Here is a 26,196-nt window from a genome sequence, read left to right on the forward strand (position 1 = left end):
TGTCCCTGCCCAAAGCGTCCACATACCTGTAGAGAGTGATAAACGACGCGTCGCCTGCCGCATGACAGAGGCCCGTCGCACCCGCCGCGAAATGCGGCAAATGCACCAACAGAGGAGGCGCCCATGCAATTCCAACTCAGCGGTCAGCATATTGAAGTCACTCAGGCCTTACGGGACCACGTCACTGCCAAGCTCGACAAACTCACACGACTGGACAACCGGCTGATCAGCCTCTCCGTCGTCATCTCCGTCGACAAGCTGCAGCAGTTTGTTGAAGGCACCCTGGCCACCACCGGCGCCACCCTGCACGCCGAAGCCGCTGAAACCGACATGTACGTTTCCATCGATGTGATGTTCGACAAGCTGCTCTGCCAGCTGCGCAAGCATCGCGAAAAAGTCTGCGACAAGCATCAGCGCGAGGCGCGCGAAGTCCGCCTGGCGGTGTAAACCCCACGCTACGGCCCGCTCCGCCATCGATCCGCGATCGGTGGCACGGCGGGCCGATTCGTCTGCAAGGCTTGGGCTGAAAGGCCGCAGTCTGAGCGCCGCCGCGTCCAAACTGGCACAATGGTCATGCTGCCGCGCCGGCCCACCGGGCTGTTATCGCGGCGCGAAGGACCGGCCTTGGATCGAATCAGCGCGCGACAACTTTACGATGGCGTTCACGAACGCATGGGGCTGCGCTGGATTTCCGGCATGCGGGGAGAGGCGCGTGCGCTGGACCCAGGCGCTACGCAGTCACGCCGGCCATCGCTGATCGGCTATCTCAATGTCATCTACCCGAACAAGATCCAGATCGTCGGCACCGAAGAACTGAATTTTCTCGACGGACTGGATTCGCGCCAGCGCTGGGAAGTGATCCACAAGGTTGCCGCCTACCAGCCGGTCGCGCTCATCGTGAGCAAGGATCAGGCGATTCCGTCGGACCTGCGCGAAGTCGCCGAGGAAACCAATACGCCGCTGTGGATCAGCCCCAAGCGCGGGCACGAGCTGCTCACCTATCTGCAATATCACCTAGCGCGCCTGCTGGCCGCCAAGACCACCCTGCACGGCGTGTTTCTGGAAGTGTTTTCCATCGGCGTGCTGATCACCGGCGAAGCCGGCTCGGGCAAGAGCGAGCTGGCGCTGGAGCTGATCAGCCGCGGCCATCGCCTGGTCGCCGATGACGCCACCGAGTTCACCCTTATCGCGCCGGACGTGATCGACGGCACCTGCCCCGAACTATTGCAGGATCTGCTCGAAGTGCGCGGCCTGGGCGTGCTCAACATCCGCGAGATGTTCGGCCACATGTCGGTCAAGCCGTCCAAGTACCTGCGCCTGGTGATCCACCTCAAGCCATTGCGCGACGGTGAGGATACCGACGCGCTGACCCGGCTCACCGGCGACATCGGCCATCGCGAGATCTTCGACGTGGCCGTACCGATGATCACCATCCCGGTGGCGCCGGGACGCAACCTCGCCGTGCTGGTGGAGGCCGCTGTGCGCAGCCACGCGCTGAAGAGCAAGGGCATCGACCCGGCGCAGACCTTTATCGATCGCCAGGCGCATCAACTGAACCGGCTACCGCCGTGGTGATGGCATGACTGACGACGGCAAACCGCTGATCACACCGCTGGTCGACGCGCGCGAGATTCATCTCATCGTGCTGACCGGTCTGTCCGGCGGCGGCAAGACGGTGGCGCTGCGCGCGCTGGAAGATCTCGAATTCTATTGCGTCGACAATCTGCCGTCGGCACTGCTGCCGCAGCTGGTCAACGCGGTGATCGGCGGTCATGACGACCCGGGCAGCGGCGGCATGCATCGGCGCATTGCCGTGGGCGTCGATGTCCGCAACCGCGGCACCGACTTCGCGCATATGCCGCAGGTGCTTTCCGATCTGGCCGCGGCCGGCGTCCAGGTGCAGCTGGTGTTTCTCGACTGCCGCGACGAAGTGCTGATCAAACGCTATTCGGAAAGCCGTCGGCGCCATCCACTCGCGATGCGCGGCGTGTCGCTGGCCGACGCCATTGCCGAGGAGCGTCGCCTGCTGCGGCCGCTGATGGCGATCGCCGAAAAGGTGATCGACTCCAGCGAGCTCAACGTGCATCAGCTGCGTCGGCTTATCGCCACCGGCTACGCCCGGGCCACCGAAGGGCTGACGCTGATGTTCCAGTCGTTCGCGTTCCGCCGCGGGCTGCCGCTGGATTCGGACTTCGTGTTCGACGCGCGCTGTCTGCCCAATCCGCACTGGCAGCCGCATCTGCGCCCGCTGTCCGGCAAGGACGCACCGGTACGCGACTTTCTCGACGTCGAGCCGCTGGTCGGCGAATACTTTGCCGACACCGCACGCTGGCTGGACGCGTGGGTGCCGCGCTTCGAACAGGACGATCGCAGCTACATGACCATCGCCATCGGCTGCACCGGCGGTCGCCATCGTTCGGTCTATCTGGTCGAAAAACTTGCCGCCCATTTTCGCGCCCAACGCGAGGGCGTACTCACCTTCCATCGCGAACTCGAGTGACCACCATGCCTCGTCATATCACTACAGGGTCAACGGCATGAACGTCAGCGTACTTTTGATGACGCACGAAGCGGTCGGCAATGCGCTGATCGCCGCCGCGCATCACGTCATGCCCAAACTGCCGCTGCAAGTTGCTGCGGTGGAGGTTCCGCCGCAGGCCGACCCGGACGTGATGCGAACACTCACCGCACGCCACGCGCGCGAACTCGATCACGGCGACGGTGTCCTAGTGCTGGCCGATCTGTATGGCGCCACGCCATGCAACATCGGTCTCTCGCTCGGCGCACTCGGCGTGCACCTGCGCTGCGTGTCCGGACTCAACCTGCCGATGCTGTTGCGTGTCCTCAATTACGCCGACAAACCGCTGGACGAGCTGGCCGAAATCGCGGCCAGCGGCGGACGCGGCGGAATCTTTATCGACCATGCCTGATTTTATTTATGCTTGAACAAGAAATCGTGGTTTCCAACAAGCTTGGCCTGCATGCGCGCGCATCGGCGAAGCTGGTGCAGCTTGTTCAGGGGTTCAAGGCGACCGTGTGGCTGGTCAGCCGCGGTCGCGAAGTCAATGCCCAGAGCATCATGGGCGTGATGATGCTGGCTGCCGGCATCGGCACACCGCTGATCATTCGCGCCGACGGCGCGGACGAGCAGGCCGCCGTCACCGCCGTGGCGGATCTGTTTGCGCGCAAGTTCGACGAAGGAGCATGAGGTGAAGCAGGGAACGGGAAACCACCCGAGGTGGCCCAGCAGGGAACAGGGAATGGGAAACGGCACGCATAAGGCGTGTTTGAAACACTGCGCTTTTTTTCTTACCTATCCGAAGCTGCCCCGCTCCTCCTTTATGCTTAACGTTCCCCATTCCCCGTTACTCGCGGCTTCGCCACTCGCCCTTCGGGCCGCCTTTGGCGTTCGCGCTGCGCGCGTCCCTGTTCCCCGCGCGGCGAGTGCCGCGCCATGAGGCATGTCCTCAGCGGCACCATCGCGGCGCACGGCATGGCGCTGGGTCGCGCGCGTCTGGTGCAGCCGAGCCGCTACAGCGTCGACACCCGGCCGCTGGCCGAGGACGAAGTCGAGGAACAGATCGAACTGCTGCACCGCGCGCTCGATACCGCGCGGCAGGAACTGCGCGAACTGCGCGGCAAGCTGCACGGCGCACTGGCACGCGAGGTCAACGAGTTCATCGACGCGCATAGCCTGCTGCTGGACGATGCCGAACTGCTGCGCGGTCTGGACGACATGGTGCGCATCGGCCACTACCGTCCTGGCGCCGCGCTGAAAAAACAGCGCGATCGTTTGTCCGCCGTGTTCGAGGCGATGGACGATCCCTACCTGCGCAGCCGCAAGGAAGACATCGAGCAGGTCATCAACCGGGTGATCTCCGCGCTGCAGCGCCAGACCAGCCCCGAAGAACGCAAACTCGCTGCACGCGTCGGCGAAATCCTTATTGCCGACAGCATCGCGCCGGGCGACATGGCGCAGCTGGCCGGCAACGGCCTGCTCGGCGTGGTCGGCAGTTCCGGCAGCCCGTATTCGCACAGCGCGATTCTCGCCCGCAGCCTCGGCCTGCCGATGCTGGTGGGCACGCGCGACGCGCTGTCGACCATTCACGACGACGACCTGATCCTGCTCGACGCCGAGCGCGGCGAGGCGATCGTTCATCCTACCGCGCAGGACTTGTCGCGCTACCGCGCCTGGCAGCGCGAAGCGGCGATCGAGGGCCGACGCCTGGCCATGCTGGCCAATGCGCCCACGCGCACCCGCGACGGCATCGAGATCTGCCTGCTCGCCAACGCCGAAAGCGCCAGCGACGTGGCCGCCGCCCGCTCGCGCGGCGCCGACGGCGTAGGCCTTTACCGCACCGAATTCCTGTTCCTGCGCCACAAGGGTTTGCCGTCGGAAGACGAGCAGTTCATCGCCTATCGCGATCTGGTGATGGGCATGGGCGGTCTGCCCGTCACCATCCGCACGCTCGACCTCGGCGCCGACAAGGCCGATGCCGCGGGGCTAGTCGTGCGCGGCGAGGAAAACCCCGCGCTCGGCGTGCGCGGCGTGCGTCTGTCGCTGCGCTACCCGGCCGTGTTCACCACGCAGATCCGCGCGATTCTGCGCGCCGCCTGCTACGGCCCGGTGCGCGTGCTGGTGCCGATGGTTACCCAGCCCGACGAACTGATCGCCGTGCGCACCCTGTTCCGGCTGGCCCGGCAAGAGCTGAAACGCGAAAACGTCGACCTGCCGGAAAAGCTGCCGCTGGGCGCGATGATCGAAGTGCCGGCCGCAGCGATCAACGTGCGTGCACTGCTGGAATACTCGGATTTTCTGGCCATCGGCACCAACGACCTGGCCCAGTACGTGCTCGCCGCCGATCGCGGCAACGACGCGCTGGAAAACATCTACAACCCGCTGCAGCCCGCGCTGCTGCGGCTGCTGTCGCACGTCATCAGCTCAGGTCGCCGCGCCAAAAAACCGGTCAGCCTGTGCGGTGAGATCGCCGGCGATGTGAATTTCACCGCGCTGCTGCTGGTGCTGGGCCTGTGCGAATTCAGCATGCACCCCACGCAGATTTTGCACGTGCGCGACCGCCTGGCCACGCTCGACCATGCCCATCTGCGCCGGCAGGCCTCGCGCCTGCTGCGCGCCCACACGCACGAACAGGCCGAGGCGCTGATGAATGAAATTCTCGGTGAATGCCTGGCCCCGGCAGATCGCGCGCTGAGCTGAGTGCCGACCGCAGAGCGATCAAAGCACGTACGCGTGCGGCTTCCCGATCACGATTTCCTTGTCTGCCCGTCACTTGCATAATCGACGCCGGACGGTACTAATATTAGTACCATGTCACTCTCGCCTACCCAGCAAACCTTGCTCGATTACCTGCGCGAACACATCAATGCGCAGGGCTACCCGCCTTCGCAAATGGAAATTGCCGCGGCGCTGGGCTTTCGGCAGAACCGCTCGGCGCGACTGCATCTGGAAGCACTGGCCAAGGCCGGACATATCGAATGGTTGGGCGGTCAGGCGCGCGGCATCCGGCTGATCAACCGTCAGGCGCCGGCCAAAATAATGCAGGTGCCCCTGCTCGGCCGAGTGGCGGCGGGCAAACCGATCGCCTCGGATGCCGAGGTGCGTCGCCAGGTTTCGCTGGATGCCGCGCTGTTTCAACTGCGGCCCGATTACCTGCTGGAAGTGCTCGGCGAATCGATGCTGCTCGATGGCATCCTGCCGCATGACCTGATCGGCGTGCACCGCACGCCCGAAGCGCGCAGCGGTCAGACCGTGGTCGCACGGCTCGATGGCGAGTTCACCGTCAAGCGACTGGAGCGCAAGGGTGCGCGCATCCGCCTGCTGCCGCGCAATCCCGCGTTCGCCCCGATCGAGGTCGATCCGCGCAGCAACGACTTCGCCATCGAAGGCCTGTTCGCCGGCCTGATCAGGCCTGGCTGATGGCCAGCGTCGTTGCCCTCGACAGCCTGCTCGATTCGCGCCGGGTCTGGCGCGGCCAGCCACAGGCGCGCCCGACATCGAGGCAGCCGACCGGCTTTGCCGCGTTGGACGCCCAGCTGCCCAGCGGCGGCTGGCCGGAATCGGCGCTCAGTGAATTGCTGCTGCCGATGGACGGCATCGGCGAGCTGCGCCTGCTGTGGCCCACGCTGGCGCGGCTATCGCAAGCCGGCGACGCCTCATCCGATGAAAAAATCGTGCTGATCGCCCCGCCCTACCTGCCGTTTGCCAGCGCCTGGGCAAATGCCGGCGTCCGCCTGGAGAAGCTGCAGATCGTGCTGGCCCAGCCGCGCGACGTACTGTGGGCGACCGAGCAATGCCTGCGCTCGGCGGCGTGTGCGGCCGTGCTGTGCTGGCCGCTGCAGGCCGACGATCGCGCGCTGCGCCGGCTGCAGGTGGCCGCAGAAACCGGGCAGTGCCTCGGCTTCGCCATGCGCGATGCCAAAGCTGCGGCCAACCCGTCACCGGCGGCCCTGCGCATCGTCATCGATACCGCACCGGCGCAGCTGCGCGTCATCAAATGCCGCGGCGGCAATCCGCCGACGCAGCCGCTGCCGCTTTCCGCACTCGCACGTTGAGGCCGACGCCATGCTGTGGGCCTGCATTTTGCTGCCGCAACTGGCGCTCGACGGCGTCCTTCGCCGACACGCCGCACCCGACCTGCCGCTGGCGCTGATCAGCGGCCCCTCGCAGCGGCGCGTGCTGCAGGCCGTCAACGAGGCCGCCGAAGCCGAAGGGCTGCAGGCCGGCCAGCCGCTGACCACGGCACAGACGCTTTGCCATCACTTTGCCAAGGTCGACGTCGACAGCGCCGCGGCCGAGCGCACGCACGATTTCCTCGCTGCCTGGGCGTACCGCTACGGTTCGCTGGTCAGCCGCAGCCTGCCCTCGACGCTGCTGCTGGAAGTCGAGGCCAGCTTCAAACTGTTCGGCCCTTGGCCACGGCTGGAAGCGCGCCTGCGCCACGACCTTTCCGAGCTGGGCTTCCGCCACCGCATCGTGCTGGCGCCCAATCCCTGGGCCGCGCGCGCGCTGGTGAACCGGCACGATGGCCTGGCCATCAGCCAGGGAGCCCCGCTGCAGAAGGCGCTGGGCCAGCTACCGATCGATGCCAGTGGCCTGCCGCTCGATGTCTGCGAAAGCCTGGGCCGGATGGGCCTGCGCAGGCTGCAACAGGTATTTGCCCTGCCGCGCGCGTCGCTGGGCAAGCGCGTCGGTGCGCCTGCGCTGCAGCAGCTCGATCGCCTCACCGGCGCACTGGCCACGCCGCTGCCGTATTTCCAGCCCGCCGATGTGTTCGAGGCGCGCATCGAGTTCAACTACGACGTTACGTCCAGCCAGGCGCTGCTGTTTCCGCTGCGTCGGCTGACCGACGATCTGGCCGTCTATCTGGCCGGTCGCGACGGCGGCGTGCAGCAGTTTCTGCTGCGACTGGAGCACGATCGCGGCCCGGTCACCGACGTGCGCATCGGCCTGCTGGCGGCCGAACGCGATCCGGCGATGCTGTTCGAATTCGCACGCGGACGGCTGGAACCGCTGACGCTGAGCGCATCGGTCGGCGCGATGCAACTGATCGCGACCGAAATGCCGCCTTTTGTGCCGGCCGCACGCGATCTGTTCGATGCACGGCCACAGCAGGCCATGCCCTGGCAGCAGCTGCGCGAACGGCTGCGCGCGCGGCTCGGCGATGACGCCGTGCATGGGCTGGCCGTGCGCGCCGATCACCGGCCCGAACGGTCGTGGCAAATAGACGTCCAAACCAAATCACTGCCGACGTCCCTTCCGCGACCGGGCTGGCTGCTTAAACAGCCCGTACCGCTACGCGATCATCGCCTGCGCGTTCTGGCCGGTCCCGAACGCATCGAGAGCGGCTGGTGGGAGGCCGACGTGCGCCGCGATTACTACGTGGTGGAAACCAGCATGGGCCAACGCGCGTGGGCCTACAGGCCGGCCGGCGAGCTGGGCGAATTCATGCTGCACGGCTGGTTTGCGTGAGCTTGCCGCTGCCCGACTATGCCGAGCTGCACTGCCTGTCGGCTTTCAGCTTCCAGCGCGGCGCGTCGGTGGCGATCGAACTGTTCGAACGTGCCAAGGCACTGGGCTATCACGCACTGGCGATCACCGACGATGGCTCGCTGGCCGGCATCGTGCGCGCGCTGCAGGCCGCGCGGAAAACGGAAATGAAACTGATCGTCGGCAGCGAAGTGCAGCTGGACGATGGCCCCAAGCTGGTGCTGCTGGTGGCATCGCAGGCCGGCTACACGCGACTTTGCCAGCTGCTCACTTTGGCGCGTCGGCGCGCGCCGAAAGGCCACTATCAACTGCGCTGCGAGGACGTGACGGATACCGATGGCCTGCTGGCCTTGTGGCTTCCTCCCGAGGAAAGAGATGCCGCGCGCGACGACGCTCACGGTGCATGGATCGTCTCGCGCTTCCCCGATCGCGGCTGGCTCGCCATCGAACTGCATCGTGGCGCCGACGATGCAACCAGGCTCGCCTGGCTGCAGGCACTCGGCGAACGCCTGCAGCTGCCGCTGGTCGCCAGTGGCGATGTGCACATGCACGTGCGCTCGCGCCGCGCACTGCAGGACACGCTCACCGCGATCCGTTACAAGACCACCGTGGCTGAGGCAGGACACCGCCTGTTCGCCAACGGTGAACGCCATCTGCGCACGCGCAAGGCTCTGGCCGCGATCTATCCACCGCAGCTGCTGGCGCAAAGCGTGGCGGTTGCCGATCGCTGCCAGTTCCGGCTGGAGGATCTGAAATACGCCTATCCCCGCGAGCTGGTGCCCGAGGGCCACGACCCGAATAGCTGGCTGCGCCATCTCACGACAGCAGGCGAACGCTGGCGCTGGCCGAAGGGCACGCCCGACAAGGCGCGCCAACAGATCGGGCACGAGCTGGCGCTGATCACGGAAAAGAAATACGCCTCGTACTTTCTGACCGTGCACGACATCGTGAACTTTGCACACAGGGAAAAAATCCTCTGCCAAGGCCGCGGGTCGGCGGCCAACTCGGTCGTCTGCTATGTGCTCGGCATCACCGCGATCGATCCCACGCAGATGGAGATGCTGTTCGAGCGCTTCATCTCCAGCGAGCGCGACGAGCCGCCGGATATCGACGTGGATTTCGAACATGAGCGGCGCGAGGAAGTGCTGCAATACGTGTTCAACCGCTACGGCCGCGATCGTGCTGCGCTCACGGCGGTCGCCACGCAGTACCGCGGCCGCGGCGCCGTGCGCGATGTGGCGCGGGCGCTGGGCCTGTCATCCGATCTGGCCGGTGAGCTGGCTGCCACGATGGACCGCTGGAACGAGGACGCGCCGATCCCGGCGTATCTGCGCGAGTGCGGCTTCGATCCGGATTCGCCGCTGCTGCGTCAGGTGATCGCGCTGACCACCGAGCTGATCGGTTTTCCGCATTATCTGTCGCAGCATCCCGGCGGCTTCGTGATTTCCGAGCATCCGCTGTCGACCCTGGTGCCGGTGGAGAACGCGGCGATGGAAAACCGCACGGTCATCCAGTGGGACAAGGACGACCTGGACGTGATGCGCATGCTCAAGGTCGACTGCCTCGCGCTCGGCATGCTCACCGCGGTGCGCAAGACACTGGCGCTTTTGCGCGAACACGGCCGCGGCGACCACACGATGGAAAGCATCCCGCCGAACGACTCGGATACCTACGCCATGATCAGTCGCGCCGATACGGTCGGCGTGTTCCAGATCGAATCGCGCGCACAGATGGCTATGCTGCCGCGGCTGAAACCAGCCAACTATTACGACCTGGTGATCGAAGTGGCGATTGTGCGCCCCGGCCCGATCCAGGGCGACATGGTGCATCCCTACCTGCGCCGACGTAACGGACAGGAGCCGGTGGTCTACCCCTCGAAAAAATTGGAGACGGTGCTGAAGCGCACGCTGGGCGTACCGCTGTTTCAAGAGCAGGTGATGCAGATCGCCATCGCCGCGGCCGATTACTCGCCCGGCGAAGCCGATCAGCTGCGACGCTCGATGGCGGCGTGGAAGCGCCACGGCGGACTGGAGTCGCATCGCGAAAAGCTGCTCGCCGGCATGCTGAAAAATGGCTACACCGCCGACTTCGCCGAGCGCCTGTTCGAACAGATCAAGGGCTTCGGCAGCTACGGCTTTCCCGAATCGCACGCCGCCAGCTTTGCACTGATCGTCTATGTCAGCAGCTGGCTGAAATGCCATGAGCCGGCCGCCTTCGCCTGCGCGCTGATCAACTCCGCGCCGATGGGTTTCTATTCGCCGGACCAGCTGCTGCAGGATGCTAAACGTCACGGCATCCGCGTGCTGCCGGTGGACGTACGCCACAGCCACTGGGACTGCACGCTGCAGAATCACGTCGACCGCCACATGCAACTGGCGATCCGCATGGGCCTGCGCCTGATCAATGGTCTGCATCCGGCGACGGCCGAAAAAATCGCGCTCCAACGCGAACAGCGGCCCTTCGTCAATGTCGCCGATCTTTGCGCGCGCACGCAGATCGATCGACGCCAGCAGTCACTGCTGGCCGATGCCGGCGCCTTGCGCGGACTGGCCGGCCATCGCCACCGCGCGCGCTGGGCCATCGCCGCAGTGGAGTCGTCGCTGCCGCTGTTCGCTCATCTGCCGGCTCAAGCCGAGTCCGAGTCCGTCGTACTGCCTGTGCCCACCGCCTGCGAGGACATGCGCGCCGACTACCTGCTCACCGGCACTACGCTAGGCCAGCACCCGCTGGCCTTTTTGCGGCCCGAATTGCAACGGCGGCGCTATCGCGATTCATCGGAACTTGGCACGATACCCAACGGCAGGCACATCCGCGTGGCCGGCATGGTGACCCTGCGGCAGCGGCCGCAGACAGCCAGCGGCGTGATTTTTCTCACCCTGGAAGACGAATACGGCCTCACCAATGTCGTGGTGTGGACCAGCGTCTCCGAACGCCAGCGCCGCGTGCTGCTGCAATCGAACCTGCTGGCCGTGCACGGTTACCTGGAAAGCCAGCATGGCGTGCAGCACCTGATCGCGCAGCGGCTGGAAGACCTCACGCCGATGCTCGGCTCGCTCGACGTCAAGTCGCGCGATTTTCACTGAAGCGACCGGCCCATCAGCGTTTGGGCGCGACACTTTCCAGAAAGGCATCCAGCAGCACGCCGCGGTATTTCTGCCGGTGCAGCACGATCGAAAGCTTGCGCTGCAGATCGAGGAACGGCGTCTTCAGGGCCTTCAATCGGCCCACAGCCAACGCATCGATGACCGCCACGGCAGGCAGAAAAGCGATGCCCAGACCGGCCACCACGCTTTGCTTGATCGCCTCGATCTGGTCGAGTTCCAGGACCGTTTCTCCGGGCGGCAGCTGCGCCATCACGCGTTCGCTGATCGTGCGCGTGGCCGAGCCCGGCTCGCGCATGACCCAGCGCGCGCCGGAAAAATCTGCCGGCTTCAGGCCGCGCTTGCGCGCCAGCGGATGATCCGGCGGCGCGCATACCACCAGCACGTCATCGCGCCATGGCCGCACCTCCAGCAGAGGATGCGTCACCGGGCCTTCGACACAGCCGACATCGAGACTGTGATCGAGCACGCCCGCGGCGATGGTTTCGGTATTCGCCACGCGCAGCCGTATCGCCACCTGCGCATGGCTGCGCGCAAAGGCGCCCAGCAGTTCGCCGACGCGGTAGTTGCCTACGGTATTGCTGGCACCGATGCGCAGCTCACCGGCCAGAGCCGCCGCCCCTTCGCTGCCGCGACGGCCGAACTCGGCGTGGCGCTCCAGCAGCTCCTGCGCCAGCGGCAGCAGCTCGCGGCCGCGCGCATTCAGTCGCAGACGACCGCGCTCGCGCGCAAACACCGGCGCATCGAGCTGACGCTCCATTTCCGCCAGCGCCATACTGGCGGCCGGCTGGGTCAGGTGCAGGCGCTCCGCCGCCGCACGCACGCTGCCGTGCAGAGCGATCTGCACAAACACCTCAAGCTGGCGCGGGCTGATATTGATCATCAGTCAATCTTATCGCTTCCATCAGATATTCCAAGTTTTCCTGATGGATGACGGCGAGGACAATGGCGCATCCCAAGGACACACATCATGAACGCCCAGGTCATCCACGCCCAGCCCACGCCGCAGCACTCGATTGTCTCCGGCATTGCCCTGGCGGCCGGCATTGCGCTGGTGGCGCTCTGGTTAGGCCACCTGCTGCCGTTGGTCGGCGGGCCGGTTATCGGCATCGTGCTGGGCATCGTTGTCGGCAATCTGACCTCGCCGGGCGCGCACTTTCGGCCGGGCATCGCCTTTGCCGGCAAGTATGTGCTGCAGTGGTCGATCATCGCGCTGGGGTTCGGCCTGAGCCTGAGTCAGGTGGCGAAAACCGGGCTGCAGTCGCTCTCTGTCACGTTGGTGACGATGACCGTGGCGTTTCTTTCGGCATGGCTGCTCGGCCGCTGGCTGGGCGTGCACGACAAGCTGAAAATCTTGATCGGCGTGGGTACGGCGATCTGCGGCGGCTCGGCGATTGCCGCCGTCACCCCGATCATCCGCCCGGAAGATCACGACACCGCCTTCGCCATCTCGACGATCTTCCTGTTCAATCTGGTCGCCGTGCTGCTGTTTCCCCTGCTCGGTCACTTGATGCACCTGTCCGATCTCGGCTTCGGCCTGTGGGCCGGCACCGCGATCAACGACACTTCCTCGGTGGTCGCCGCCGGCTACAGCTACAGCAAGACCGCCGGTGACTTTGCCACCATCGTCAAGCTGACTCGCGCCACGCTGATCATTCCCGTCTGCCTGGTACTGGCGTTCGTCGTCGCCGCGCGCGAAAAGCGCAACGCAGCCAAGGACGGCAGCGCCAGCAACTTCAGCCTCGCCAAGATCTTTCCCTGGTTCATCCTGTGGTTTCTGGTGGCCTCCGGAATACGCACCGCCGGGCTGATTCCCCTGACCATCCAGCCGTCCATTCACTTCGCCGCCGAGTTTCTGATCATCGTAGCGCTCACCGCGATCGGCCTGTCCGCCAATCTGCGCCGCATGGCCGCCAGCGGCATCAAGCCCATCCTGCTGGGACTGGGTGTCTGGGTGGCAGTCGCGGTCAGCAGCCTGCTGGTGCAGAAGGTGATCGGGCAGCTCTGACGTTTCCGCAAAGCCGCTCCTGCGAACTCGTCGTCACGTGACCAGATAAAGCTGGTCAAAAGGCACACTGCACGATCCACCCACAGCCCGTCACAAAACGCCGCGCCGGCTTGCAACGGCGCGGCCGAGTTGGGGTATAAGCATCTAGCCGCTTGCCACCCAACGATGAGTTCGTGGCGGGAGGCGCGTTCTGCGCGGCAGGGCGCCATCGGGCTTGCATCGTGTGCCGCCCAGGTGTCTTATCCACATGCCGACGCAGTCATTCTTGGCAGCCAACGAGGGGAAATATATGCGCTTTTTCCGGGTTTTGAGCTATCTGGTTTCGATTGCGGCAGCGAATTTCTTGATCCCCATGCCAGCCGCTATTGCCGCGACGCCAAGCACCGCGAGTTCGATGCATGTATCGGGCGATACGCTGACCTCCGTACAGAAGAACGGCGTACTGCGGGTCGGCGTAGCGCTCAATGCTCCCTGGGTATTGCGCGACAAAAACGGTCAGTGGATCGGCCTGGAGATCGACTTTATCCGGCAGCTGACCAAGGACATGCACTGGAAACTCGAACTGGTGCCGACCACATGGGCCAGCGCCATCGGCGACCTGCGCGATGGCCATTTCGACCTACTGGCGTCAGGCCTCAGCGTGACGCCACAGCGTACGCTGCTGTTGAAATACAGTCAGAGCTATGGCGACTTTCCGCTCGGCCTCGTGGTGAATCGCAAGTCGCTCGGCAACGACGACCTGCTCGCTCTCGAAAAAGGCGGAAAGCACCGCATCGGTGTGCTCGCTGGCACCGTCACCCAGGCCACCGCCAACACATGGCTGGGCAATAGCGAGGTCGTGGACATCAACGACGAAAGCCAGGCGCTGAAAGATGTGCGTAGTGGCAAACTGGACGGATTGATCGCCGAACAGCCGCTGCCGCAAGCCACCGCAAACGCCTATGCCGATCAGCTGCGCTCGCTCGACGTCAGCAAGTTCGGCAAGACCGCGCATGCCTTCGCCGTGCGCCTTAACGATCAGAATCTGCTCGATGTGGTCAACGCCTGGTTGATTTACGAAAAGGCCAGCGGCTTTATCGCCGATCGGGAAGATTTTTGGCTGCACAGCACGGCATGGGTCGAGCTGATGTAAGGCGCTCGCGGCAATCGTCACTTGTTCAGGTTCAACTACGCCACGGAAGCGGCCCTATGGCGCGAATGCGCTCCAAAGATCGCGAACCACTTCATCATCCACTTGCGGAGAAACGCATGCGTATTCTCACTATGCTGCTGAGCATCGTCGCTGTAGCACCGATCGCCGCCGTGCAGGCCGACGATTGCACCAACGCTTCCACGCAGACGACCATGAATAGTTGCGCGGACCAGACTTACAGAAAAACCGATGCCGAACTCAATACGGTTTATAAGCAGATCACTGCCCGCCTGAAAGCCGATAAAGAAACGACCCAGCTACTGATCGCCGCACAGAAAAGCTGGCTTGGTTTTCGCGACACCGAGTGTGCGTTTTCAACATCGGCCACCGCGCAAGGCAGCATTCATCCCATGCTGGTCGCCCAATGCCGCGCGGGATTGACGAGCAAACGCATCACGGAACTCAAAACCTATCTGCACTGTCAGGAAGGCGACATGAGCTGTCCCGTACCTTCCAGTTGAACGTCCAATTACCGCCGCGCCGACACGCGACATGTTGTTGATGCCTTCGAACTCATAGTGCCGAGACAAATTTCTCTAGTATTTGGGACAAGAAGATTTTTCGATGACTTGCGGCACACCACCGCCTGTGTAGAGGAGAGTGAGTGGCAAGCCCTGTGAATCTTTTCCCCTGTATATACCGTACAAACTTCCCGCCGTTATGGGTTGTGTTACCGGAGAACCACGAGTTACATAACGACTTCCGAAACGACTCGTGTAGATAACGACCGTCCCATTTTGACCCGTGTAACGGCTCAAACCGTTGGAGACTTTTAGATGAAGTCCGTTGCTGACTGCCAGCAACTCTTCGCTGGTGGCTTGCTTCAAAACGACGCCGGACCCAAGAGGATTGACCTCATCAACTAATTGATATGTTCCCGCTCCGTTGGCGCGTACCTCGATCGAACGTGAAAACCGACTTTCCGTCGTTGCAAAACAGCCGATGAAGTGGTTTGAATCCCGATCTTCGATATGGGTGGACTGCACATTGGCGCCCTCACAGGGAGTTTCCTGATAGGAAACGGAGCCGGCCTTCTTGCATTTGTAGACGTCAGCTTGGGTAGTGGCGGGTATCATCGAAACCAGTAAAAAAATAGAAGCCAATACGACCTTGGCTCTTCCTTCGCCATTCAACATTTCCACAACCCCTGGTTCGATACATGGTCAGACGATCGCTACTCGCCACGAAAGCCCCGCTTCACAGGGCATACTATCGAATACTAGCCACGAGTCCAAAGATAGCTTCGACTTATACAAGGCCGTACACGGCAGATTGTTATTGCGCGCAGAGGAAAGCTCGCAACCCAAAGCATGAAGTGAAACGGTCGATCTCTGGCTCTAGGCTGACACTGTAAAACCCATTTTCAGGATTCGAAGTTCTTCTTAATTGCCCACCTTTACCCGCCCAAAAACAACTCAAACCTTGCCCTGCTCCACCAAGGTCAACGCGACCTTGTCGCGTAGATAGACGGGCAGCGCGAGTTCGGGGGTGTAAGCGTGTCCCGCGTTGAACTCGCGCATGGCAAGTTCGGCAACGTGCGCGGCCTGCGGGTAGCGAGCGCCGTCGGCGGAGCGGAGCATGCCGGTGAAACGTTCGCTGAGAAGGGTGGAGTAAGTCGCCCAGCCGGTGCCGACGACTTGCCAGGTTGGTGCGTCGGGCAGCTGCAGGGATTCGGGCGTGCAGACGCGTTCGTCGTCCAGCGCGACCAGGCCGCCGTTGTCATCGCGGCGATAGCAGGCCGCGTAGATTTCGCCCATGCGGGCATCGATGACGGCGAGGATGGCGGCGTCCTCGTCTTCGGGCGCTTCCAGCGCCAGCGCGGCCAGCGAGGAGATGGTGATCACCGGCAGGTCGAGCGCCAGCGCCATGCCCTGAGCCAGCGACACGCCAAGGCGGACACCGGTGAAGGCGCCGGGGCCACGGCCCACCGCGATGGCATCGAGCGCATGACGGCCGATGCCAGCCTCGGCCAGCAGGGCATCGGCCATTGGCAAGACCAGTTCGGTATGCCGGCGCGGGGCAATTTCGCTGCGCGCGATGATGTCCTGCCCATGGATCAAGGCAACGGAGCAGGCTTCGGTAGCGGTTTCGATGGCGAGAATGTTCATGGCTGCTCCATGATAACCGGCGGCGGTGTTGTCGGCGCCGATACGCTGGCAATGTGTGCGTACCAGTCGATGCGGCGGGTGAGATACATCATCAGCGCCACCATCGTCAGCAGCACCAGTGCGCCGATCAGCAGCGCGTACTGCTCTGCGGCGATCAGTGCGTACAGCATCACGTAGATAAGTCCGAGGACGGCGGCCAGCAAGGCACCCGCGCGTGCGGCGCGCAGCACGGCGGTAGCGTAGCCGCCTACGATCAGCACGACCGCGCTGGCCGCCAACGCGTAGGCCGCTGCAAAACCTATCTGCTCGGACAACGCCAGCAGCACGACATAGAACGTCGCCAGAGCAGCGCCGACCAGCAGATACTGCACCGGGTGCACGCGCAGCTTTTTCAACGTTTCGAATAGAAAGAACGCGACAAAGGTCATCGCAATGAAAAGCAGACCGTATTTGCCCGCCCGTTCATTGCGCTGATAAACATCCACCGGCTGATAAAGCTGCACGCCGAAAATGGAGGCCTGCAGTGCGCCAGTCATGTCCGCCGCACCATCGGTCCAGTGCTGACCGTAATTGCGGTTGAGATCGAGCATATGCCAGTGTGCGCTGAAACCGTGGGCATCTACCCGACGCTCCAGCGGCAGCGCCGCACCGATAAAGCTGGGATCGCGCCACGGCGCATGCATCGTCACGTCGGTGCTGCGCGCCAGTGGAAGCAGTTGCAGCGATTGCGTACCTGCGAGCTTGAAGCTGATGTCGACCTGCAGCGGCTGATCCGTGACCTGAGGCCCCGTTGTCCCAGCCAGTGAATCCAGATCGACCGGCACGACGATGGTGGTCCATGCGCCGAGATGTTCCGCCGAAGAATCGAACCGCGCCGGCTTGCCGTTGACCAGCAGATGGGTCACCTGTTGCAGGCCGCGCAGATCGCTGATCGGTACACGCAATTCGGCCTTGCCGCCCTGCCACGGCGTGCCGACGGCCTGGCGCAGTTTCGCCAGATCATCGGCGCGATAGCTCGCATGCATCTGCACCGTGGCAACGAACACCGGTGCGCTGTAGATGCCGTAGCTGCGCTTCTCCACCGCCATCGCCACGTCCAGCGTCGTGCTGTCGGCCAGCATGCTTTGCGTACCGGCACGCCACTGCGCTGGGCTGCCGCTCGCGACCGGCAACGCCTCATGCGTCGGCACCACCAGCACAGGACTGCCCAGCACCTGCTCGCCGCCCCAACCCTGTGCAATTTGTGCAATCGCCTTTTCGCGCAGCTGCTGACGCTCGCTCACCAGCCCATTCACCTGCATCAGCGGTATCGTCATCAGCAGTGCCAACAAGGCGATACCCAGAACTTTCGCTGTTACCGTTTGCATCCATCCATTCATCGTGTCGATCTCCACGTGGGGAGCGTCGATCAGAACAGCCGGCGGAGGCGTACTTCAGGCAACGTCGGTGTTTTGCATGACGGCTGTGTGGCGCACGAAAGTCGAAAGACAAAGCATCGCGTATTCACGGCGACTCCATTGATCACCCCCACCCCTTCGACTTCGGCCCGCGGGTCCACGCTCAGGGTGAGCGGTAAAAATAAAATAAGTGCCGCAACTGCTCTGAGCTAAGGGCTTTGGCCTTGAATACTTAGCTTTCATAGCTTTTGCAGTTGATCTACCAAACCCCTATGCAGCGGTGAGGCGAGGTCGCCAGGCCCGCAAGGGGAATCGACAGGGGTGTCGATTCCTTTTCGCCAGTACATGGACGTACTGGCGAAAAGCCAGACCTCGGCTCACGTACTTGGCGGGCGCAGCCGCAAGCGCCAAGTGGGGTGACCTTCTCTTTACTTCGGGCCAGCTTCGCTGTTCGCGCCGCTCCTGCGGGGCAGTGGCTACTTTCTCTTGTCCACGCAAGAGAAAGTTTTTGCTCTGGAAGTAATTTCCAACAAACCGGCTTCAACCGAGCAGCACGACAACTGTCGATCAGCCTTCCTCACGACCAGAAGCGACCCTCGAAGACACCTCTGCAGCAAAGAAACTCCGCACATCAGCCAACTCACGCGTGCGCGGCATCGGCGGCAGGCTGGCCAGAAACAGACGTCCATATCCTTTGCTGATCAAACGCGGATCGCACAGCACCAGTACGCCGCGATCGTGCACGTCGCGTATCAGCCGGCCGGCGCCCTGCTTCAGTGCGATCACCGCGTTGGGCACCTGCCAGCCCATGAAGGGATTGATGCCGGATTGTTCCAGTGCCTGCAACCGCGCCATCAGTACCGGATCGTCAGGTGCGGCGAACGGCAGCTTGTCGATCACCACCACGGAAAGCGCCTCGCCGGCCACATCGACACCTTCCCAGAAGCTGGCGGCACCGAGCAGCACGCCGTGGCCGCTGGCGCGAAATTCTTCCAGCAAGCGCGGACGCGGTGCCGTGCCCTGCACAAACAGCGGCCACGGGCATTTGTCCTGCAGCAGTTCGGCCGCGCGACGCAGCGCGCGATGCGAGGTGAACAGCAAAAACGCGCGGCCGTTCGACGCGTGCAGCACCGGCAGCACCGCCTCGATGACTTTGTCGGTGTAGCCGCGCGCGTTGGGATAGGGCAGCGGCGGCGGCAGATAGCACAGCGCCTGTCGCGCATAATCGAACGGACTCTGCAGGCTCAGCGTCTGCGGATCGTCCAGACCGATCTGCCGCGCGAAGTGACCGAAGTCGCCAGCGACCGACAGCGTGGCCGAGGTATGGATCCACGCCGCCTGCGTGCGTTCGCGCAGACCGCGCATGGGTTCGGCCAGATCGAGCGGCGTGGCATATAAAACAAAGCCGCGCGGGTAATGCTCATACCAGCGCACGTCGCGATCGGTGTGATCTTCGACGATACGATCGAGTCGACCGACCAACAGCAGCGCGCGCTCGTGCAGGTTGTCGAAGCCGCGCGAGCGCTCGGCCTGCGATGCCAGCAATTCGGCCAGGGTGGAGAGCAGATCGCGCAGATCGCCGAGGGCCGCGTCGACACCCGGCTGAGCTTCCAGCTGCTGAAACGCGCCACGTGCCGGCAGCGCATCCATCGTCAAGCGCAGCTGACGCACGGCGTTTTGCAGGGCTTCGACCGGCTCCAGCAACAGGCCGATCGCGCCGGTGATGCCGCTGCATTCGGCCAGCGCATCCTGCGCCAGTTCGGTGAGCTGGCGCGCGCTGATGCTCTGCGAGAAAAACTGGCCGGCGAGTTCGGGAATCTGATGCGCCTCGTCGAGAATGAAGGCCGCGGCGCCAGGCAGGATTTCGCCGAAGCCTTCCTGTTTCAAGGCGAGATCGGCGAATAGCAGATGGTGATTCACTACCACCACATCGGCCTCCTGCGCTTCGCGTCGCGCCTTCACCACATGGCAGTCGTCGAAGAACGGACACTCGACACCGAGGCAGTTTTCCGGCGTGGAGGTGACGCGCGGCCACAGCGGCGATTCCTCCGGCACCTCGGCCAGCTCCATGCGATCGCCGCGGCGCGTGCGCGCCGACCATGCGCGAATGGTCGCCAGTTGCGACGCCTGCGTGCGGTCGAAGGTGGCGCCCTCGCGCACGGTCTGGTCGAGGCGGTACAGGCAAAGGTAATTGGCGCGGCCTTTCAGTAGTGCCGTTTTCAGGCGCGAGCCCAGCACCGAGCGCACCTTCGGCAAATCGCGAAAATACAGCTGATCCTGCAGCGCCTTGGTGCCGGTGGAAATGATCACGCGCTCGCCCGACAGCAGCGCCGGCACGAGGTACGCATAGGTTTTGCCGGTGCCGGTGCCGGCCTCGGCGATCAGCGTGTCGCGGCCGGTGATCGCCCGCTGTACGGCGACCGCCATCGTCTGCTGTGCCTCGCGCGGCACGAAGTTCGGCAACTCGCGGGCAAACGGCCCGTCGGCGCCGAGCAAGGCGCCGATGTCGTCGTGTTCAATCATTCATGCAGTATCGCTTGCCGCGGCGATGCGTCAAAACCACGGCAGCGAATGCGTGACATCAATAGCGCGGCTGGCCCGGCTTGTGGCACTGCTGCACCCACTTGCGCGCGGTCTCGGCGCCGGCCTGATCGTTCTGCTGCAGGCGCATTTCCACCACGGTCTGCCAGTTGCGTGCGCACAGCGGCCCGAGCTTGGGACCGAGCGACCACGACTGATGCGCCAGCCTTTCGGCCATCGGGTAATCCTTCATCCGCACGGCAATCTCGGCGCGGTCCTGCAGCAGATCGGGCGAGTTCGGGCTGAGCTTGAGCGCCTGATCGAGCTTGGCCGCAGCGTCGGCGTAGCGGCCGGCCTGTTCGTCGCTCTTCGCCGCGTCCTGCAGGCCGGCCACACCGGCGTCGCGCAACGGGTTGACGTCGATCACCGATTTTTCGTGCGCGCCCGCCGCGCGAATCGCGGCGACCAGATCGTAAGCGGGCGGCGTATAGGCCGGCTTGGCCGGCACGGTCGGCTGCGGCTCGAACAAGCTGCACGCGCCCAGCGAAACGACGGCGAATGCCAGCAACAGAAAGGAAACGGGTTTCGTGACAGGCAGCATGATCAATTCCGGAGCGTGTTATCGGGCGGTGTATCGGGGTTGGGTGGCGGCGGCGCGCTACCCGCAACTGCAGGCTGATCGCCACCGCCGAACAGGCTTTTCACACCTTGCCAGAAACAGCCCTCGGTGTCCGCAGGCAGAGAGCCAGCCACCACCTCGAACTGCCGCGCGCCCTGGCACGACGACGACGTCGGTTTGCCGTCGGCCGGATTGATCCACGCCAGTTCAAGACCCGGCGCGGGCGTGGTCGACAGCGGTTTGGTCGGCAGCTTCTCGAACAGCTCGCGCCAGGCGCGCAAGGCACCGGTAGCGCCGAACAGCACGGTCGGCTTGTTGTCGTCGCGGCCCATCCAGAACACCGCCAGATGCTGGCCGGTATAGCCGGCGAACCAGCTGTCGCGCATGTCGTTGCTGGTGCCGGTTTTGCCGGCCGCATCGAGGCGCGCCAGGTCGGAGTCGCCGATCGAATGCGCCGTGCCGAACAGGGTGACCTGCTGCAGTGCCCACGTGGTCAGGCGCACCGCGTCCTGGTATTCGCCCTGGCCCGTCTGCACCTGATAGCGCTTGATCGTCTGACCGCTGCCATTGACCACACCGCGCACCGCCACCAGCGGCAGCGCGTGGCCGTCGGCGGCGAGGTATTGGTACATCTGCGCCACCTGCAGCGGCGAGAGATCCAGTGCACCGATCAGCAATGAAGGACTCGGGCTGACGTTTTCCAGTCCGAACGATTTCAGGAAGGCCTGGATCCGCGGCAGGCCCACGGCGAGGCCGAGATGGATCGTCGCGAGATTCCACGAATGCGCCAGCGCATCGACCATCGGCAGCTGCCCGTGGCTCTGGTTGTCGTCGTTGTGCGGCTCCCAGTAGCTGCCGTCGGGCTGACGCAGGCTGACCGGGCTGTCGTCGAGCAGCGTCGCCAGGTTCCAGCGATCGGGCTGGGTCAGCGCCACCAGATAGACGAAGGGCTTGACCAGCGAACCGATCGGACGCCGCGCATCGATGGCGCGATTGAAGCCCTGCTCGCCAGGCGTGCGGCTGCCGACGACGGCAAGCACGCTACCGGTAGGCGCATCGGTCACTACACCGGCGGCCTGCACCTCGTTCGCGCGCTTGCCCAGACCTTTCAGCGCAGTGGTGATCGCCTGCTCGGCATACAGCTGCGCCGTCGGATCGAGCGTGGTGAAGATCGACAGGTTGCCGTCGCGCAACGACTGCTCGTCGAAGTCTGCGGTAATCTGCGAGCGCACTAGTTGCATAAACGCCGGGAAGCGGTTGTGCGGCAGCTGGCCGTCGCTGATCACTCCCAGCGGCGAGGCCTGTGCGGCATTGGTTTGCGCCGCCGTCAGCAGGCCGGTATTGGCGAATTCCTGGATCACCAGATTGCGCCGCGCCAACGCGCGCTCGGGCGAACGGCGTGGGTCGTAATAACTCGGCCCCTTGACCATGCCCACCAGCAGGGCGATTTCCTGCGGGCGCAGATCTTCCATTCGGCGACCGAAGTAGAACTCCGCCGCCGCGGCAAAACCGTGCACCGCCTGATCGCCCTGCTGGCCGAGGAACACGTCGTTGACGTAGGCCTCAAGGATGCGGCCCTTGCTGTAATGCGCTTCGAGCAGCAGCGACATCAGCGCTTCGTTGAATTTACGGGTGAAGTTCTGATCGCGCGTGAGAAACAAGTTGCGCACCAGCTGCTGGGTCAGCGTCGAGCCACCCTGCACCGTGTGGCCGGCGCGCATATTGGCAAACATCGCACGCGCAATCGCGCTGAAATCGATGCCGATGTGATGCTTGAAGTCGCGATCCTCGACCGCCTGCAGTCCACTGAGCAGTAGCGGCGGCACGTCGGCCAGCTGTACAAAGCGGCGTTCTTCCTGCTTGGCTCCGTAGAGCGTAGCGATACGTGCAGGGTCCAGATGCGCCAGCGGAATCGCGTCCTTGGTAACGGCGTCGCGCACCTGCTGCACGCTGCCGTTGCCCAGCGTCACCTCCACGCGCTTGGGCAGTTCGCCCCCGTCCGGGCCGGCATAGCCGCGCGAGGAAATGACGTACGTGGCCCCCCGCTTACTCCAGCTGCCGGCGATTTGACCGCCGTCGCGGCTGTAGCCGGAAAAGGTCAGCTCCAGCTCCAGCGCAGCGGGCGTCATCGGCGTGCCGACAGCCAGCGCCAGCGGACGGGCATAGACACGCGTGGGCACGGCGAACACCAGATCGTTGAAGCGATCCTGCACGCGCTTGTTGAGGATCAGCGTATACGGCAGCACGAAGCCGAACAACAGACCCATACCGACCCAAACAGGAATCCGCAACCAGGGCCAGCAGCGGCGCGCGAACGCGCCAAGACGATTCAAAAAATCCAACGTGGGAAAATCCGGCAATCAGGTGCGCCGATCATAAGGCCTGCATCCTCGCGCGCCCATGAACGCAGCAGCCGCTTTGCAGGCAATTTGCGGGCAATCCGTGAAGGGCCTTTACACATTCAAATCTGCGCGCTCAGCGACGCGTCGGCATCCAGACCGAGGCGTCGGGGCGAAACGGTCGCGGATTGATGCCGAGCAGGCGCTGCAGTTCGCCGTTGTCGGCAATCAGATCGGCGTCGAGCCGATGTAGGGGACCGCGAAGTCGCGGCAAGCCGTGGCGACCCAGCCGCAACAGCCACGCTGGCAGCGGCAACGGCAACGTGGCGCACGGCAGACTACGATGCACGCGGGCAAACATTTCGCCCGCAGTCAGCCGCTCGCCGCCGCCGATCGAAAGAATGCGCCCGCCCGAGGCCGGGCAATCAAGCGCGGCGATCACCGCCTGCGCGATATCGTCGGCGTGCACCGGCTGGCGCAGGCCGCGACCGGACGGCAATGGAAACAGCCGATAGCGCATCGCCCGGTGCGCCATAGGCGTCAGGCTCTTGTCCTTGCCGGCGCCGTAAATCAGCGTGGGTCGCAGCACCGTCCAACTGCAACCGTGACGCGCGCACGCCGCCGCCAGCGCGGTCTCGCCGTCACGCAATTGGCGCGAAATTTCCCGCTCGACCGGCACGCTGGAATCGCGCTTGGTTTCGGCGCTCATCGAGCTGGTGGCGATCACGCGCGGCGCGCCAATCAGCGGGTTGTCCGCCAGCCATTGCGCCAGCGCCAGCAACGGGCCGAAGCTGATGATCGCCGACAGCGGCGGCAGCGCCGGCACGGCATAGGGCAGCTGACCGAGCCGCCACTGCGCCGATGACGGTGCATTGGCTGGCGGATGCCGGCTCAGCGCGATAACCAACTCGCCGCGATCGAGTAGGCGCGGCAGCAGAAAATGACCGATCTGGCTGCTTCCCCCGAGAACCAATACGGTCAAGGCGACTTCCTTTGGCTCAAAACCGGCATCATGCGCGGCTCACGGACTGCCCTGCAGGCGCGCGGCTAGATCGAGCACGCGCGGCTGGTTGGGCGACAGCTTGCGGGCCCGATCGAGCGACTGCGTCGCACCGACGCGATCGCCATCGCGCAGCTGCTGTTCGGCCTGATCCAGCCATGCGCCGGCCAGGCGATCGCTGAGCGCGCCCTGCGATGCTTCGCCCGGTGCCAGCTCGGCAAGGTTGTCCAGCATATTGCTGGCCTGTCCGAGATTGCCGTTGGCCAGCGCCTGGTTGAACTGTTTTTCAACCTGCACCGGCAGCGCCTGCAAACCCTGCAGCGCGGCCGCGTTGCTGCCGTCGATCACCAGCGCGTTGCGGTACAGATCGTAGGCGCTGTTGCCCGGCGGCAGCATGATGTCGCCGCGCGCGGCGGCAATCTGCGCGCGCTGCACCATGCGCGCGACGGCAGCGCTTTGCTGCGGCGACAGTACGACCGGCGCGGACGCTTCGACGGCGTCGTCGGGCGAAGCGTTGTTCGGATCGCCCGCCTGGGATGATGCGCCCTGCGCCGCTGCGCCGTTAAGGCGCGCACGCGCCGCCGCGAGGTCGGCCGACTTCGGCGCCAGCACCGTGGCCTGATCGAGCAGCTGAGTGGCCTGTGCGGTATCGCCGGCGTCGATGGCCGCGCTGGCCTGCACGGTCAGCGCCTGCGCCACCTTGCCCAGTCCCGCGTGCGCCTCGGCATTGTCCGGGTCGATGGCGAGCGCTGCCTTGTAATGCGCCAGCGCGGTGTCGTCGCCCTGGCCCACGATGCGACCGGCGCGAAACGCGTCGGCGCCCTGCTTGAGTTCGGTGTCGAGTGCGCTGTCGTCCTGCTTGCGCGTTTGCGCCTGCTGCGCGCGCAACGCTGGCAGCGCGCCGCTGTTCGGCTGCAGCGCGGCCAGTTCTTCGACCAGCGCGTTGGCGGTCATACTGTCGTTGGCGTCGAATGCCTTGTGCGCCTGCACCGCCAGCGCATCACCGACCTGATCGAGCCCGTGCGCAGCCACCGCGTTGTTCGGGTCGGCCTGCAGCATCTGCTTGTACAGCGCGCCGGCGCCGTGCGGGCCTTCGAGCTTGCCGTCGGCCAGCGCCTGCTGGGCCTGATCGACCAGGTCGACGGTCTTCACTTGCGACGAACCCTGCGCCGCGCGCGCCTGCGCGATCTGTGCATCGAGCCGGTCGACGTCGCTGCCGCCGCCCAGCAGATCGCGGGCGGAGGCGGCCTGCTGCGCGGCCTGGTCGAGATGACCGGCCAGCAGCGCGGCATCGGCCTGCGCCAGCTCGGCCTGCCCGACCTGGCGCAGGCCGTCGGTGGCGCGATCGTTATCCGGCTGCAGCGCGATGGCGGATTGGAAAAGTTCGCGCGCGCTGGTGCCGTCCTGGCCGTCCAGATGGCCAGCCTGCAGCGCCTGCTGCGCGCGGCCCAGCACATCGTTGAGTTCGGTGTTGGGCAGCTTGCCACGCAGCCAGCCTTGGTTGAGCCACGCCGTGGCGATCACGGCAATAAGCACGAGCAGCAGCACCGGAAGCAGCCAGCCGCGCTTGCCGCCGCCGGGTCGGTTGCGCGAGCGTGGTGGCGGGCCGCCCGGCCGGGCACTGCGCGCTTCGACCTTGACCTGTGGCAGGCCGTCGCTGGCCGGGCCACGTGGCGAATCCAGATGATCGATATCGCCGAGCGTGGGCTCGGTGCGGCGAGGGGGATCGGCTTCGTGCTGGTCTCGACGTCCGCTCATGGTTTTGGGGCTTCAGATGAATGGCGGCAGCTTAGCATCGCGCCACGGGCCTGCTTCGGCCCGAAAAATCGCGCGTTCAGCTTGCGGGTCGAGGGCTTTCAGGCGCGCCGCGTCGGCGAGCCCGGAAAGACGCAAGGTGGGCATCG

23 protein-coding genes are annotated in these 26,196 nt (G+C 64.6%); 13 read left to right on the forward strand and 10 right to left on the reverse strand.

The features are described from left to right. Positions 1 to 123: 123 nt before the first annotated feature. From raiA to HDE78_RS06155, 10 genes are all read left to right on the forward strand, one after another. Positions 124 to 447 (forward strand): ribosome-associated translation inhibitor RaiA, encoded by a 324-nt coding sequence (raiA, locus tag HDE78_RS06110; RefSeq protein ID WP_179477652.1) that lies wholly within the window; start codon positions 124 to 126, stop codon positions 445 to 447. A 177-nt stretch (positions 448 to 624) separates the two neighbouring features. Continuing rightward, on the forward strand, positions 625 to 1,575 hold the full coding sequence (gene hprK / locus HDE78_RS06115) for an HPr(Ser) kinase/phosphatase (RefSeq protein ID WP_179477653.1): 951 nt from the start codon (positions 625 to 627) through the stop codon (positions 1,573 to 1,575). A 4-nt stretch (positions 1,576 to 1,579) separates the two neighbouring features. Then, positions 1,580 to 2,500 (forward strand): RNase adapter RapZ, encoded by a 921-nt coding sequence (gene rapZ / locus HDE78_RS06120; protein WP_179477654.1) that lies wholly within the window; start codon positions 1,580 to 1,582, stop codon positions 2,498 to 2,500. Between the two features lie 37 nt (positions 2,501 to 2,537). After that, complete coding sequence (locus HDE78_RS06125; RefSeq protein WP_179477655.1) at positions 2,538 to 2,930, forward strand: PTS fructose IIA subunit family protein; 393 nt, start codon at positions 2,538 to 2,540, stop codon at positions 2,928 to 2,930. An 8-nt stretch (positions 2,931 to 2,938) separates the two neighbouring features. Beyond that, positions 2,939 to 3,208 (forward strand): HPr family phosphocarrier protein, encoded by a 270-nt coding sequence (locus HDE78_RS06130; RefSeq protein ID WP_179477656.1) that lies wholly within the window; start codon positions 2,939 to 2,941, stop codon positions 3,206 to 3,208. A 246-nt stretch (positions 3,209 to 3,454) separates the two neighbouring features. After that, entirely contained in the window at positions 3,455 to 5,218 is a 1,764-nt protein-coding gene (ptsP, locus tag HDE78_RS06135; protein ID WP_179477657.1) for a phosphoenolpyruvate--protein phosphotransferase, read from the forward strand. A 111-nt stretch (positions 5,219 to 5,329) separates the two neighbouring features. Continuing rightward, on the forward strand, positions 5,330 to 5,938 hold the full coding sequence (gene lexA, locus HDE78_RS06140; protein ID WP_179477658.1) for a transcriptional repressor LexA: 609 nt from the start codon (positions 5,330 to 5,332) through the stop codon (positions 5,936 to 5,938). Beyond that, positions 5,938 to 6,573, forward strand: a complete 636-nt coding sequence (gene imuA, locus HDE78_RS06145) for a translesion DNA synthesis-associated protein ImuA (protein WP_179477659.1) — start codon at positions 5,938 to 5,940, stop codon at positions 6,571 to 6,573. The genes lexA and imuA overlap by 1 nt, the downstream gene beginning before the upstream one ends. 10 nt (positions 6,574 to 6,583) lie before the next feature. Beyond that, positions 6,584 to 7,990, forward strand: a complete 1,407-nt coding sequence (locus HDE78_RS06150) for a DNA polymerase Y family protein (protein WP_179477660.1) — start codon at positions 6,584 to 6,586, stop codon at positions 7,988 to 7,990. Further along, a complete protein-coding gene (locus tag HDE78_RS06155; protein ID WP_179477661.1) occupies positions 7,987 to 11,091 on the forward strand; it encodes an error-prone DNA polymerase in 3,105 nt (1,034 codons plus the stop codon). Before HDE78_RS06150 ends, HDE78_RS06155 begins: the two co-directional genes overlap by 4 nt. A gap of 13 nt (positions 11,092 to 11,104) precedes the next feature. On the opposite strand, the gene HDE78_RS06160 is transcribed toward HDE78_RS06155, so the two are convergent. Continuing rightward, positions 11,105 to 11,992, reverse strand: coding sequence for a LysR family transcriptional regulator (locus HDE78_RS06160; protein WP_179477662.1), 888 nt, complete (start codon positions 11,990 to 11,992; stop codon positions 11,105 to 11,107). 87 nt (positions 11,993 to 12,079) lie between these two features. Between HDE78_RS06160 and HDE78_RS06165 the strand changes: the two genes are divergently transcribed. From HDE78_RS06165 to HDE78_RS06175, 3 genes are all read left to right on the forward strand, one after another. Then, positions 12,080 to 13,117: a YeiH family protein gene (locus HDE78_RS06165; RefSeq protein WP_179477663.1), complete on the forward strand. Its 1,038-nt coding sequence runs from the start codon at positions 12,080 to 12,082 to the stop codon at positions 13,115 to 13,117. 394 nt (positions 13,118 to 13,511) lie between these two features. Continuing rightward, entirely contained in the window at positions 13,512 to 14,249 is a 738-nt protein-coding gene (locus HDE78_RS06170) for an ABC transporter substrate-binding protein (protein WP_179477664.1), read from the forward strand. Positions 14,250 to 14,305: 56 nt separating this feature from the next. Then, complete coding sequence (locus tag HDE78_RS06175; RefSeq protein ID WP_218862096.1) at positions 14,306 to 14,770, forward strand: lysozyme inhibitor LprI family protein; 465 nt, start codon at positions 14,306 to 14,308, stop codon at positions 14,768 to 14,770. A 75-nt stretch (positions 14,771 to 14,845) separates the two neighbouring features. Here the strand turns inward: HDE78_RS06175 and HDE78_RS06180 are convergent, their stop codons facing one another. The 9 genes from HDE78_RS06180 to HDE78_RS21015 form a co-directional block, all read right to left on the reverse strand. Beyond that, entirely contained in the window at positions 14,846 to 15,445 is a 600-nt protein-coding gene (locus tag HDE78_RS06180) for a DUF4124 domain-containing protein (RefSeq protein WP_218862097.1), read from the reverse strand. A 279-nt stretch (positions 15,446 to 15,724) separates the two neighbouring features. After that, positions 15,725 to 16,417 carry a tRNA (adenosine(37)-N6)-threonylcarbamoyltransferase complex dimerization subunit type 1 TsaB gene (gene tsaB, locus HDE78_RS06185; protein WP_179477666.1) on the reverse strand — a complete coding sequence of 231 codons (693 nt, stop codon included), beginning with the start codon at positions 16,415 to 16,417 and terminating at the stop codon, positions 15,725 to 15,727. Next, a complete protein-coding gene (creD, locus tag HDE78_RS06190) occupies positions 16,414 to 17,796 on the reverse strand; it encodes a cell envelope integrity protein CreD (protein ID WP_179477667.1) in 1,383 nt (460 codons plus the stop codon). Before creD ends, tsaB begins: the two co-directional genes overlap by 4 nt. Positions 17,797 to 18,381: 585 nt before the next feature. Beyond that, positions 18,382 to 20,337 carry an ATP-dependent DNA helicase gene (locus tag HDE78_RS06195; protein ID WP_179477668.1) on the reverse strand — a complete coding sequence of 652 codons (1,956 nt, stop codon included), beginning with the start codon at positions 20,335 to 20,337 and terminating at the stop codon, positions 18,382 to 18,384. Positions 20,338 to 20,395: 58 nt separating this feature from the next. Further along, positions 20,396 to 20,935 carry a tetratricopeptide repeat protein gene (locus tag HDE78_RS06200; RefSeq protein WP_179477669.1) on the reverse strand — a complete coding sequence of 180 codons (540 nt, stop codon included), beginning with the start codon at positions 20,933 to 20,935 and terminating at the stop codon, positions 20,396 to 20,398. Positions 20,936 to 20,937: 2 nt separating this feature from the next. Then, positions 20,938 to 23,295 (reverse strand): penicillin-binding protein 1B, encoded by a 2,358-nt coding sequence (gene mrcB, locus HDE78_RS06205; protein ID WP_179477670.1) that lies wholly within the window; start codon positions 23,293 to 23,295, stop codon positions 20,938 to 20,940. A gap of 133 nt (positions 23,296 to 23,428) precedes the next feature. Then, entirely contained in the window at positions 23,429 to 24,274 is an 846-nt protein-coding gene (locus HDE78_RS06210; RefSeq protein WP_179477671.1) for an NAD-dependent epimerase/dehydratase family protein, read from the reverse strand. Positions 24,275 to 24,313: 39 nt separating this feature from the next. Next, complete coding sequence (locus tag HDE78_RS06215) at positions 24,314 to 26,050, reverse strand: tetratricopeptide repeat protein (protein ID WP_179477672.1); 1,737 nt, start codon at positions 26,048 to 26,050, stop codon at positions 24,314 to 24,316. A gap of 12 nt (positions 26,051 to 26,062) precedes the next feature. Then, positions 26,063 to 26,194: a hypothetical protein gene (locus tag HDE78_RS21015; RefSeq protein ID WP_255457672.1), complete on the reverse strand. Its 132-nt coding sequence runs from the start codon at positions 26,192 to 26,194 to the stop codon at positions 26,063 to 26,065. Positions 26,195 to 26,196 lie beyond the last annotated feature (2 nt).

Source organism: Rhodanobacter sp. K2T2 (assembly GCF_013408815.1).
GTDB lineage: Bacteria > Pseudomonadota > Gammaproteobacteria > Xanthomonadales > Rhodanobacteraceae > Rhodanobacter.